The following is a 12404-nucleotide window of genomic DNA, read 5'->3' as shown; positions in this document are numbered from 1 at the left end:
AAAAGTCAGCACTTTTAAGAAAAATAGGGGGTGAAACCCAAAGATTATGACTTTGAGCAACTTAGTAAAAGTTTTGTTAATTGAAGACAGCTTGCCAGAAGCTAGGTTGTTGCTGGAATTTTTGCGGCAAGCGGACTCTAAAGAATTTCGTTTAACTCATGTTAAGCGATTAAATGAAGCACTTAACGCATTAATTAGGGAAAGTTATGATGTCATTTTATTGGATCTTACCTTACCTGACAGTCAAGGATTGTCATCCCTACCTGTACTCATGAATCATGCTCCCACTACCCCAATTGTCGTATTAACAAATACCAATGATGAAGACTTGGCAATTGAGGCAGTACGCCAGGGAGCGCAGGATTATCTTGTGAAGCGACAGGTAAATGTTGATGTGTTGGTTCGTTCTGTGTGTTATGCCATCGAGCGTAAGCAAGCATTGGAAACATTACGCACAGTTAATCAACGCTTAGAGGTGCGGGTGGAAGAACGAACTGCTGAACTAGTGAAAGCCAATGAACTTAATCAGTTTAAATCTGAATTTGTTTCGATGCTTTCTCATGACATCCGTAATCCTCTGAATACTATTCTCTTAGCTGCGGGATTACTGCAAAATTATGATGATAAACTCACCCAAGAGACAAAATATCATCATTTAGAAATGATTCGTTCAGCAATCAAAAACATGGCACAGCTATTAGATGAAGTTTCATTGATAGGTCAAGCCGATGCTGGAAAACTTGAGTGTGAACTCATTTGTTTAGATTTGGAATTATTCTGCCAACAATTAATTGATGAAGCTCAATTGAGTACAGGGGAGAAAAACTTAACTATAGAGTTCACTAGTGTAGGAAAATTAGCGGATGCAGTTTGGGATGAAATCCTACTGCGTCATATTTTAGGGAATTTACTGGGCAATGCCATTAAATATTCACAACCAGGGGGTAAAATTCAGTTTGAACTTATTGCTCAAGAACACACCGTAACTTTCCGTATTCAAGATTGGGGAATTGGCATTCCCAAAGAAGATTTACCTATGTTGTTTCACTCTTTCCATCGTGCAGCCAATGTTGGAGGAATTCCGGGAACTGGTTTAGGGTTAGCCATTGCGAAAAAGTGTGTTGAAGCGCATGGTGGAGAGATTTTAGTTAATAGCGAAGTGGGGATAGGTACAGCATTCACCGTAACTCTTCCTGTGATTTGAATCTACGGTGTACCAACTCTGCCAAATTACCTACGGCTAACCCTACAGAAGAACTCAGAGTCAATGCTAGGGTGACAAAGCGAGATTTTTTAGACGATGAAACATTGGTAACTCCTAACCTTATAGTAAACAGCCTGTTCAATCTTTATATACGAATGGTGGCTATCCAGGTTATGCAAAAATACAGAAATAAGTAGGCATGAATCAGGGTAGGGATTTTTCGCATGAAAAAACGCCCCCCATTTCTGAGAGGCGTTTTTTATTTAACTAAGCTTGAAGATTAACCGTTGATTGCAGGTGCAGTTAAAGCAACTGGAGCAACATCAGCAGCAGCCAAGTCTAGGGGGAAGTTGTGAGCGTTACGCTCGTGCATTACTTCCATACCCAAGTTAGCGCGGTTGATTACGTCAGCCCAGGTAGCGATAACCCGACCTTGAGAATCAATTACTGATTGGTTGAAGTTGAAACCGTTCAAGTTGAAAGCCATTGTGCTGATACCCAAAGCGGTAAACCAGATACCGATTACAGGCCAAGCAGCTAGGAAGAAGTGAAGTGAACGGCTGTTGTTGAAGGAAGCGTATTGGAAGATTAACCGACCGAAGTAGCCGTGGGCTGCAACGATGTTGTAGGTTTCTTCTTCTTGTCCGAACTTGTAACCGTAGTTTTGTGATTCGGTTTCGGTTGTTTCACGTACCAAGGAGGATGTCACCAAGGAACCGTGCATTGCGGAGAATAATGAACCACCGAAGACACCAGCTACTCCCAACATATGGAAGGGGTGCATCAAGATGTTGTGTTCTGCTTGGAACACAATCATGAAGTTGAAGGTTCCGGAGATACCCAAAGGCATACCGTCGGAGAATGAACCTTGACCAATTGGGTAGATTAAGAATACTGCTGTAGCAGAAGCCAAAGGCGCAGAGTAAGCTACACAGATCCAAGGACGCATACCCAAGCGGTAAGATAGTTCCCACTGACGACCTAAGTAGCAAGCGCAACCGATCAAGAAGTGGAAAATTACCAATTGGTAAGGACCGCCGTTGTACAACCACTCATCTAAGGAAGCTGCTTCCCAAATGGGGTAGAAGTGCAAGCCGATCGCGTTAGAGGAAGGAACAACTGCACCAGAGATGATGTTGTTTCCGTAAATCAAGGAACCAGCTACGGGTTCGCGGATACCGTCGATGTCTACGGGAGGAGCTGCAACAAAGGCGATGATGAAGCAGGTGGTAGCAGCTAGTAGGGTTGGGATCATTAGAACTCCGAACCAACCGATGTAAATGCGGTTGTCGGTGCTGGTAATCCATTCGCAGAAGCGATCCCATACGTTGGCGCTTTGGCGCTGTTGTAAGGTAGTAGTCATGTGTTTATGATTGCGGTTATTTATGTATGTATGAGACAGATGCGTTTGCTTTTCTGTCTATGAAATTACTTTACACTACTTTACAAATGTTACGCAAGTTAATTAATATGAGTAAAAATTATACATATAGTTAGTTTTACTTATGAGTGATAAGTAATCAAATATATCTGTGGATAATTAATTCTTCTAAACGCGACGCGGTAAGGGCAGCTATGCCGCAAATACCATATAAATGTAGTGAATGTTACGCCCTGGGTAGGATACAAATCACGACAATATATATGAGGCTAGGATATGTGCTTTAGATAATTTTTATCTCATCTACTTAGTGCTTGTGATTTATCAACACGCTGAAAAGCTGCTTAAAACTCAACAGGGAAAAGCATCAGGTGAAAATTATAGATTTAGCTGGTTTGACTGGTGTTGTCTGTGGTATCCTCCTGGTTGGCTGGTTTTATTTAACCGCCACTGGCAGCACTATCACGCTGATCCAGATGGTTGGAATTGGGTAGAATATGGATTATTTTTAGTTCCAGGTGGATTCTACTTAGCACTGCTAAATCGATGGTTGCGTTTGGGATGTCGTTCACCAAGAAAAGAAGTTGATGAATTTAATCCTCAGTATCAGAAAGCTTTTCGGGAAGAAATTCTAGCTCCTATAGTTAAATATTATTTTCGGGGTGAGTTGCAACAAATTCATAACTTACCGCCACAAAGTTCTGTCATTGTAGCGATGAACCATGCAGGGATGTGTTTTCCTTGGGACTTTATCACTTTAGGTTATTTATTAAGTCAAGCCCAAGGTTGGGAGGTGCAACCCTTAGCCAGTGAAACACTATTTGAGCATCCTTGGATGAGTTGGTGGTTACCTCCTAAATGGTCACAGGTTTTAGGTGCTGTGCGCGCCCAGAGGAGTGATTTTGAAAAAGCAGTTGTTAAAGGTAAAACTCTGCTATACGCACCGGAAGGAGTACGTGGACCGCTTAAAGGTTGGAGTCAACGCTATCAACTACAAAAATTTGATGTAAGTTTTATGCAAATGAGCGATCGCTATCATATTCCCATTCTCCCAGTTCTTTGCATTGGTAGCGAATCCTTGCATCCTTGGACAGTCAACCTCAAGAAGTTGCAACGACTATTTAAATTACCGTTTTTGCCCATATCGCCATTAATTATTCTGTTGCTCATATTTCCCTCAATGGGAGTTTGGGCTATGAGAACTCGTCTACAATACTTTATCCAACCTGTACAAAAAGTCAACTCAGTCCAAAAACGTGCGGAAAGTTATAAACAAGTACAGCAACTGCGAGAAAAACTCCAAATTCAAATTATGGCGTTGTTATCTCACGCAGAGGCGCAGAGGCGCAGAGAATAAGACTGAGAAAAACTCTGCGTACCTTCGCTTACCTCTGCGTTTAATCCATAGAAGAAGTTCCAAAACGGTAGCCTTTGCCGTAAACAGTATGAATTAGTGGAGTTTCTTTGCCTACTTCAATTTTACGCCGCAGCAGGCGAATTAATGCGGCTATGACATTACTATTGGGTTGTTCGTGATCTTGCTGCCAAAGATTTTGTAAAATTTGGGCATGAGTTAGCAAATGTCCGGTATTTTCCATAAAGTATTGCAGCAGCTGATTTTCCTTTTGAGATAACTCAATAATTCGCCCTTGACGATAGGCTACTTGGTTTTCACTATCAAGTTCTAAATCAGCGACTGTCAATCTTCCAGTTGTGGTTTCATAGCTGGGGGAACCAGCACGACGTAACAACGCCCGCACTCGCGCTAATAACTCTCGCAGTTCAAAGGGTTTGACTAAATAGTCATCCGCACCCGCATCTAAACCTTCTACTCGGTCATCTAGGGTATCTTTGGCTGTGAGAAATAGTACAGGTGTGGCTTTACCTTGGCGGCGCAATTCCTGACAAATTTCTAAACCTGTTTTTCCGGGTAACATCCAATCTAAAATTAGTAAATCATAAGTACCCACGGCGGCAAATTCGCTACCTGTGGCACCATCGTAAGCCATATCCACACTGTAACCCTCGCGGTTTAACACGCGACTTAGGGGGTCAGTTAGTTCTACTTCGTCATCAACTAATAAAATTCTCATGCTGCTTGTGGTAAGCAATCAAGATATTCTCAATTAAAGGAACTACCAAAAAGAAAATGTTAACTGTTGCGTTACCGAAAGGGGAACTACTTAAAAATAGCATCCGCTTGTTGAAATCTGTAGGTTTGGATTTTAGCGCTTTTTTAGATTCTGGAACTCGCCAACTGCAAATTCCTGATGCTAGCGGACAAGCAAAAGGACTTTTGGTGCGGGGACAAGATGTACCTGTATATGTAGAATATGGTCAGGCACAGTTGGGAATTATTGGTTACGATGTGCTGCGGGAGAAAAAGCCGCAAGTGGCACATTTAGTTGATTTACAGTTTGGTCATTGTCGAATGTCAGTGGCTGTAAAAGCATCTAGTGCCTATAAATCACCCTTAGATTTACCCCCTCATGGTCGAGTCGCTTCTAAGTATGTTAATTGCGCTCGTGAATATTTCCATAGTTTGGATCTACCTATAGAAATCGTACCTTTGTATGGTTCTGTGGAGCTAGGCCCCATTACTGGAATGTCAGAAGCGATTGTGGATATAGTTTCTACGGGGCGGACTTTGAGCGAAAATGGTTTAATCGAAATTACGACTTTGTATGAAAGTACAGCGCGCTTGATTGGTCATCCTCTGAGTTATCGTCTCAATACAGGGAATATGCATCAATTCGTGGAAAAAATGCGCCAGGATGTTGCTTTGACTGCTGTTTAAGGCTAAAAAATCTCCAGAATGATTCCATTCTGGAGTGCCAACAAGTGCCTCTCATACAGCAATTTTTAACTGCGAACGCCATCAACGTCACCAGGATACAAGTAAGTCGGCGTAAATAATTATTGTTGGAATAAAGCAGGGGACAGGGAGCAGGGGGAGAAAGAGTTTGAGCCTTATTTACTTTTCTTGACATAAGTAGGTAGGCACAAATAAACCTAACTATGTAACGAAAAGTAAAAACGCTGAAAACATTGTGATTGCTTTACTCCACTTTGTTACGTTCGCAATGACATAGTTGTAAAGAGGAGTGAAAACCTGCATGAGCAAGTTATGTCTTAGATCCAAGAATCCCCGTGCGTTCACGCCGGGGAGTGTCAAACTATATGTATGCAGTGAAACTTGTTTTTTTAATTTTTTTATAAAACCCGATGAATGCTGAATCGAATAATTATGAAGCGGCGAGGCTGGAAGTTCTCCGCCAGTATCAGATTTTGGATACGGAACCGGAAGAAGCTTATGATAATTTAGCTCAACTAGCTGCTTTTATTTGTGGTACACCTATAGCTTTAGTCAATTTTATTGATGAAAATCGGCAGTGGTTTAAAGCAAAACTAGGTATATCTGTCCCGGAAATGCCCCGTAATGTCGGTTTATCTTATCTTTGTCAAGAAAAACGGGATTTTGTCATAGTACCAGATGCTTTGGCTGATCCCAAGTTGGCAACCAATCCGGTGGTTACTTCTTATCCTTATGTCCGATTTTATGCAGGTGTACCCTTGATTACGCCGAAGGGTTATATGCTAGGAACCCTGTGTGTAATTGACAAAGTACCTCGGCAACTGAGCCAACAACAAGTGGAAGCACTGGTGGCTTTGAGTCACTTGGTAATTAACCAACTAGAACTGAGACGGAATGTGTCGGAAGTGTCTCGGATTAGTGAGGAATTCATTACCCATGAGCAAGCAGCTAGGGCGACTTCAGAAGCGGCGAGAACTCGGATTACCAATATACTCGAAAGTATCACTGATGCCTTTTTTGCTCTAGATCAAGAATGGCGATTTATATACATTAACGGTCAAGCAGAAGGACTTTTGCAGAAAAGCAAAAATGAGTTGTTGGGTAAAAATATCTGGGAAGTTTTACCAGCACTGGTAGACACAAAATTTGGTCGGGAGTATCACAGAGCGATCGCACAACAAGTTAGTGTGGAATTTGCAGAATTCTATCCACCCCTGAATGGCTGGTTTAGTGTTCACGCCTATCCCTCGCGCGATGGCTTGTCTGTATATTTTCATGATGTTACCGAACAGCAACAAACAGCCGCAGCTCTGCGAGAAAGTGAAGAACGTTGGCAATTAGCCTTACAGGGTAATAATGATGGTATTTGGGATTGGAATGTCAAAACCAATGAAGTCTTTTTCTCCACTCGCTGGAAGGAAATGTTGGGATATGCAGACCACGAAATTACTAATCATTGGGATGAATGGGAAAAACGAGTCCATCCTGATGATTTAGATCATGTACGGCAAGCCTTTGAACATCATTTTGCCAAAAAAACACCGTTTTATGTAACCGAGCATCGAATGTTATGTAAAGACGGTAGTTATAAATGGATTTTGGATCGCGGACAGGCACTTTGGGATGAAACTGGTGATGTGGTGAGGATGCTAGGTTCCCATACTGATATTGCTGAACGCAAACGAGCCGAAGAGGAATTAAAACGGCAGAATTTGCGATCGCAACTTTTCGCGGAAATCACCCTCAAAATTCGGGAAAGTCTCCAAATAGACGAAATTCTCCAAACTACTGTCAAAGAAGTCCAAAAACTCCTGCAAGCTGACCGAGTGGTGATGTTTCAAGTTTGGGCTGATGGTTCGGGAACGGTGGTGCAAGAAGCTGTCCTACCTGGTTGGCCTGCGGTTCTAGGACAAGACATCCTCGACCCCTGCTTTCAAGAACAAGGCTATGTGGAAAAATATCGTCTAGGAAGAGTCGCTGCAATTGTAGACGTTGAACAAGCTAATATTAAAGACTGTTATCGGAAATTTCTTCAGAAATTGGGTGTCAAAGCTAACCTTGTAGTCCCAATTCTGGTCAGGGAAAATCTTTGGGGTTTGTTGATTGCTCATCAATGTGCTACACCTCGCCAGTGGAATGGCTTTGAGTTGGATTTATTACAACAGATAGCCAACCAGATTGGCATTGCTCTCGCCCAAGCCAAGTTATTGGAACAAGAAACCCACCATACTCAGGAACTGGCTCGTTCTAATGCTGAATTAGAACAGTTTGCCTATGTAGCGTCCCATGATTTGCAGGAACCGTTGCGGATGGTGACCAGTTATTTACAACTGTTAGAGCGCAAGTATAAAAATGACCTAGATGCTAATGCCGAACAGTTTATTAATTACGCTGTAGATGGGGCGCGGCGGATGCAGAGCTTAATTAATGATCTGTTGAATTATTCTCGTGTTACCAGCCGGGGACAGCCCATTGTCGAAGTAGATTTTAAAACGATTTTGGAGCGGGCGATCGCTAATCTCAAAATTGCCATTGAAGAGTGTCATGCCACAATTACCCATGATCCTTTACCTGTAGTCATGGCTGATCCTAGCCAACTCACCCAAGTATTACAAAACTTAATCGGTAACGCCATCAAATTCCGGGGAGAATCACCACTCAAAATTCATGTGGGAGCAGTGAAAGCAGAACCAACAGAAGAACAACTCCCCACTCAGCCCAATGAATGGCTATTCTCCATCAGCGATAATGGAATTGGTATAGAATCCCAATATGCTGAACGCATTTTTGTAATATTTCAACGCTTGCACGGTAGAAGTAAATACCCAGGGACTGGAATTGGGTTGGCAATTTGTAAAAAGATTATAGAACGCCACGGCGGCCGGATCTGGGTTGAGTCGAAACCGGGTCAAGGCTCGACTTTCTACTTCACAATTCCCGAAAAAGCTGGTAAAAAATCGTGAATCATCAAACAGCGATTATGCCCATAGAGGTTTTATTAGTAGAAGACAATCCCGGCGATGCTCAACTGACCAGAATCGCCCTCGAAGATAGCAAAATATCAGTTAACCTGAATGTGGTGGAAGATGGTGTAGAGGCGATGGCATTCCTACGAAAACAGGGAAACTATGCTGATGCACCTCATCCAGATATTGTCCTGCTCGATTTAAACTTACCCAGAAAGGACGGGAGGGAAGTACTGGCAGAAATCAAAGCCGATCAAAGTTTCAAGCGAATTCCTGTAGTTGTTTTGACCACTTCTCAATCGGAGGAAGATATTCTCAAAGCTTATAACCTGTCAGCTAATTGTTTTATCACTAAGCCGGTTGACTTTGACCAATTCGTTAAAATTGTACAGTCCATAGAAAATTTCTGGTTTGCGATTGTAAAACTGCCACCGGAGTAAAAGAATTAATGGCAGGAAAATCTATTAAAGTCTTGTTAGTAGAAGATAACCCTGGTGATGTCTTGTTACTGCAAGAGTTATTACAGGAAGTAACTACAGCTCAAGTGGAGTTACAACCGTTTGAGCAACTTTTTGAAGCACTCGACTGTATAGCTAGAGATAGCTTTGATGTCATACTGTTAGACCTTTCATTGCCTGATAGCCAGGGACTAGACACCTTTATCAGCATGGCTCATCATGCCAAAGCCACTCCGATTATTGTGTTGACGGGTTTAGATGATGAAACTCTCGCACTCCGAGCGATGCAATCAGGCGCACAAGATTATTTAGTCAAGGGTCAAGTAACTGGTGACTTGCTGGTACGTTCCATGCGCTATGCCATTGAGCGTCAACGTTCCGAAAATGCCCTGCGCCAGAGTGAAGAACGCTTTCGGGTGGCGCTCAAAAATTCTCCGATCTTTGTTTTCAATCAAGACACAAATCTATATTACACCTGGGTTTATAACTCGATGTCTGGATGGACGAGTCAGGATATGTTGGGTAAACATGACTTTGATTTGATTCCAGAAAAAGATGCTCAACGTCTGACCGCAATTAAACATAGTGTGCTGACTAACGGCATTGGGATTCGAGAGGAAGTATCTATCACTACCCCCCAGGGGACTCGATATTACGACTTGACTGTGGAACCATTGCGGAATGAGTCGCAAGAAATTGTCGGCATAACTTGTGCCGGTATTGATGTCAGCGAAAGCAAGCTTTCGGAAGCAAAAATTCGTGAACAAGCGGCTTTACTAGACATCACCACTGATGCAATTTGTGTATGTGATTTAGAAAACCAGATTCTCTTTTGGAACAAAGGTGCAGAAAATCTCTATGGTTGGCCAGTTCAAGAGGCTGTGGGCAGAAATACTAGCGAGCTTTTAGATAATGAAGCGGCGCAGGAAAACCACGAGGCTTTATTGTCTGTGATGACTAAAGGTAAGTGGGAAGGCGAGTTAACTCAAATTACTAAAACTGGTAAAGAACTCCTGGTAGCTAGTCGTTGGAGTTTAGTCCGCGACGCACAGGGAATGCCGAAGTCAATTTTGATTGTTGATACGGATATTACTGAAAAGAAGCGTTTAGAATCACAATTATTTCGCGCTCAACGTCTGGAAAGTATCGGTACACTGGCTAGTGGTATTGCTCACGACCTGAATAATATTCTCACACCGATTTTGGCAGGAGCGCAATTACTACCGTTGAAATTCCCCGATGCTGATGAACGGACGCGGCGGTTGTTGGAAATCTTGGAAATCAACGCGAGACGGGGAGCGGATTTAGTTAAGCAGGTACTATCTTTTGCCAGAGGTGTAGAAGGAAAGCGGATTACTTTACAAATCAGACATCTAATTGTAGAAATTGCCAAAATTGTCAAAGAAACATTCCCCAAATCTATCGAAATTAATACTGATATCCCCAACGACTTATGGCTGGTTTCTGGAGATAGTACCCAATTGCATCAGGTACTGATGAATCTGTGTGTCAATGCTCGCGATGCTATGCCTAATCGGGGGACTTTAACTATATCTGCTGAGAATCTTGTGGTTGATGAAAATTATGCTCGGATGAACTTGGAAGCAAAAGCAGGATTATATGTAGTGATTACGGTTACGGATACTGGAGTTGGCATTCCGCAAGAAACCTTAGATAGAATTTTTGAACCATTTTTTACCACTAAACCAGTCGGACAAGGCACAGGCTTAGGACTTTCTACTGTGATTGGGATTACTAAAAGCCACGGTGGTTTTATCAACGTGTATAGCGAGGTGGGACATGGTACTAGTTTTAAGGTCTACTTACCAGCCGTGGGGGGAACGGAAACACTCGCTGTTGAAGATGTGGAAATACCCACGGGACATGGGGAATTAATTCTGATTGTGGATGATGAACCCTCAATACAAGATGTCACCAGAACATCGCTGGAAAGTCACCAATACCAGACTTTAATTGCTAGTGACGGCAGTGAGGCGATCGCACTATATGCTAAATATGCAGACAAAATTAGTGCCGTACTCATGGATATGATGTTACCTTCCTTGGATGGACTCACCGCTATCCGGACTTTGCAAAAAATTAACCCCCAGGTGAAAATTATTGCTACCAGTGGTCTGATGTCCAAAACCAAGTTAGAAGAAGTGATTGAAACTGGTACACAGACATTTTTACCGAAACCTTATACTGTCAATGAATTATTACTGTCTTTAGATAAAATACTTAACTAGCTATTTCACAGCTATCGCACCAACCCCGAACAGTCACTTCATAACTTTCACCACGCATTCCAGGGCGGAGACTCTTCATATCTACACACTGGAAAGTTTCCCAGGCAATATCTTCAATTGCACCACATCGGCGGCAGCAAAAATGATGATGCGGTTCGACATTCGCATCATAGCGACAAACACCCTCTTCCAGTAAAACTTCCTGCACAAGTCCCACCTCTCTCAAGGCTTGGAGAGAACTATAAATAGTCGCCTGAGATGACACCGGAAAATCTTTGTTCAGATCCGCCAGGATGGTTTCTACTGTAGGATGATCGGCCCGAGATAACAAATTTGCATAAACTGCGAACCTCTGAGGAGTCACCCTCAAACCCTTAGACTTTAAGGTTTGAATAATTGTGTGTGCCTCTTGCTGCATATCTACTGCTACATTTTGCGTGTTAACGATTTCCCTATTATAATCGTCCCCACAAATAAATTAGTATTATATGTGAACAAAATAAATAAGTAAGTATTTATAACTATTGAAATTTTCGTAAATCAGAATTATTCTGATATAAGTGAGCATAATGCAATCACAAACTAACACTCAACTCATCAAAAGATTAATATGGCTGTTATCGAAAAAGTTCCCAACGTTGTATTCAAAACCCGTGTGCGCGACGAGTCCATTGGTGGCACTAACCCCTTCCGTTGGGAAGACCGCACCACTCAAGATATTTTCGCTGGTAAGCGTGTTGTAGTATTTTCACTACCTGGAGCTTTTACCCCCACTTGTTCCACCTCCCACCTTCCCCGCTACGAAGAACTCTATGACCAATTCAAAGCCTTGGGAATTGATGATGTAGTTTGTGTATCTGTGAATGATGCCTTTGTCATGTTCCAGTGGGGCAAGCAACAAGGCGCTACAAATGTTAAGCTCCTCCCCGATGGTAATGGTGAATTTACCCGCAAGATGGGGATGTTAGTTGATAAATCTAACCTGGGCTTTGGTCTGCGCTCTTGGCGTTATTCAATGGTCGTGAATGACGGCAAAATTGAAAAGATTTTCATTGAAGCTGGTTACGAAGATAACTGTCCCACCGACCCATTTGAAGTTTCGGATGCAGACACCATGCTGGGTTACCTGAAACAAGCTAAAACTCCTGCTGCTGTGTAATATTTTAGGGACTGGGAATTAGGTATTGAATATCGGGACATTGAGTGTTGGATATCGGGGAAGAGAAAAACTCTTTCCCAGTCCCCAGTCCTCAGAAGAAGAGGGAGAGCATGGGAGCGCGGAGAAAAGGAAAAGGATTGTGATACAAGTCCAATTTATTCCCCCCCTGCCC

10 protein-coding genes are annotated in these 12404 nt (G+C 42.5%); 7 read left to right on the top strand and 3 right to left on the bottom strand.

What is annotated here, in order from left to right; translation table 11 throughout:
• The first annotated feature begins 46 nt into the window (after positions 1 to 46).
• Entirely contained in the window at positions 47 to 1204 is a 1158-nt protein-coding gene (locus tag AACX33_RS00790) for a hybrid sensor histidine kinase/response regulator (protein WP_194001101.1), read from the top strand.
• Between the two features lie 280 nt (positions 1205 to 1484).
• On the opposite strand, the gene psbA is transcribed toward AACX33_RS00790, so the two are convergent.
• Positions 1485 to 2567 carry a photosystem II q(b) protein gene (psbA, locus tag AACX33_RS00785; protein WP_089090755.1) on the bottom strand — a complete coding sequence of 361 codons (1083 nt, stop codon included), beginning with the start codon at positions 2565 to 2567 and terminating at the stop codon, positions 1485 to 1487.
• Between the two features lie 334 nt (positions 2568 to 2901).
• Between psbA and AACX33_RS00780 the strand changes: the two genes are divergently transcribed.
• Complete coding sequence (locus tag AACX33_RS00780; RefSeq protein ID WP_194003853.1) at positions 2902 to 3942, top strand: 1-acyl-sn-glycerol-3-phosphate acyltransferase; 1041 nt, start codon at positions 2902 to 2904, stop codon at positions 3940 to 3942.
• Between the two features lie 40 nt (positions 3943 to 3982).
• Here AACX33_RS00780 and rppA read toward each other — a convergent pair whose 3' ends face one another.
• Positions 3983 to 4678: a two-component system response regulator RppA gene (rppA, locus tag AACX33_RS00775; protein ID WP_194003851.1), complete on the bottom strand. Its 696-nt coding sequence runs from the start codon at positions 4676 to 4678 to the stop codon at positions 3983 to 3985.
• A 56-nt stretch (positions 4679 to 4734) separates the two neighbouring features.
• On the opposite strand from rppA, the gene hisG reads away from it, so the two are divergent.
• The 4 genes from hisG (at position 4735) to AACX33_RS00755 (ending at position 11073) form a co-directional block, all read left to right on the top strand.
• Complete coding sequence (hisG, locus tag AACX33_RS00770; RefSeq protein WP_194003848.1) at positions 4735 to 5382, top strand: ATP phosphoribosyltransferase; 648 nt, start codon at positions 4735 to 4737, stop codon at positions 5380 to 5382.
• A 428-nt stretch (positions 5383 to 5810) separates the two neighbouring features.
• Positions 5811 to 8363 carry a GAF domain-containing protein gene (locus AACX33_RS00765; protein WP_194003846.1) on the top strand — a complete coding sequence of 851 codons (2553 nt, stop codon included), beginning with the start codon at positions 5811 to 5813 and terminating at the stop codon, positions 8361 to 8363.
• Positions 8364 to 8380: 17 nt separating this feature from the next.
• Positions 8381 to 8806, top strand: coding sequence for a response regulator (locus tag AACX33_RS00760; protein ID WP_194003855.1), 426 nt, complete (start codon positions 8381 to 8383; stop codon positions 8804 to 8806).
• A gap of 8 nt (positions 8807 to 8814) precedes the next feature.
• Positions 8815 to 11073, top strand: coding sequence for a hybrid sensor histidine kinase/response regulator (locus AACX33_RS00755; protein WP_194003844.1), 2259 nt, complete (start codon positions 8815 to 8817; stop codon positions 11071 to 11073).
• Here the strand turns inward: AACX33_RS00755 and AACX33_RS00750 are convergent.
• A complete protein-coding gene (locus AACX33_RS00750; protein ID WP_194003842.1) occupies positions 11066 to 11491 on the bottom strand; it encodes a Fur family transcriptional regulator in 426 nt (141 codons plus the stop codon). The genes AACX33_RS00755 and AACX33_RS00750 overlap by 8 nt on opposite strands.
• A gap of 192 nt (positions 11492 to 11683) precedes the next feature.
• Here AACX33_RS00750 and AACX33_RS00745 point away from each other — a divergent pair, with 192 nt between their 5' ends.
• Positions 11684 to 12232 (top strand): peroxiredoxin, encoded by a 549-nt coding sequence (locus tag AACX33_RS00745; RefSeq protein ID WP_194003840.1) that lies wholly within the window; start codon positions 11684 to 11686, stop codon positions 12230 to 12232.
• Positions 12233 to 12404: the final 172 nt, after the last annotated feature.

Source organism: Nodularia sp. LEGE 04288 (genome assembly GCF_963896525.1).
Lineage (GTDB): Bacteria > Cyanobacteriota > Cyanobacteriia > Cyanobacteriales > Nostocaceae > Nodularia.
Note: the sequence above shows the minus strand (reverse complement) of the source record. Positions and strands in the feature narration are given on the sequence as shown.

Bases quoted from the DNA above. Each gene is read 5' to 3' on its own strand.
- AACX33_RS00765 (WP_194003846.1), top strand. From the start codon at position 5,811: ATGAATGCTGAATCGAATAATTATGAAGCGGCGAGGCTGGAAGTTCTC.
- AACX33_RS00750 (WP_194003842.1), bottom strand. From the start codon at position 11,491: ATGCAGCAAGAGGCACACACAATTATTCAAACCTTAAAGTCTAAGGGT.
- psbA (WP_089090755.1), bottom strand. From the start codon at position 2,567: ATGACTACTACCTTACAACAGCGCCAAAGCGCCAACGTATGGGATCGC.
- AACX33_RS00790 (WP_194001101.1), top strand. From the start codon at position 47: ATGACTTTGAGCAACTTAGTAAAAGTTTTGTTAATTGAAGACAGCTTG.
- hisG (WP_194003848.1), top strand. From the start codon at position 4,735: ATGTTAACTGTTGCGTTACCGAAAGGGGAACTACTTAAAAATAGCATC.
- rppA (WP_194003851.1), bottom strand. From the start codon at position 4,678: ATGAGAATTTTATTAGTTGATGACGAAGTAGAACTAACTGACCCCCTA.
- AACX33_RS00755 (WP_194003844.1), top strand. From the start codon at position 8,815: ATGGCAGGAAAATCTATTAAAGTCTTGTTAGTAGAAGATAACCCTGGT.
- AACX33_RS00760 (WP_194003855.1), top strand. From the start codon at position 8,381: ATGCCCATAGAGGTTTTATTAGTAGAAGACAATCCCGGCGATGCTCAA.
- AACX33_RS00745 (WP_194003840.1), top strand. From the start codon at position 11,684: ATGGCTGTTATCGAAAAAGTTCCCAACGTTGTATTCAAAACCCGTGTG.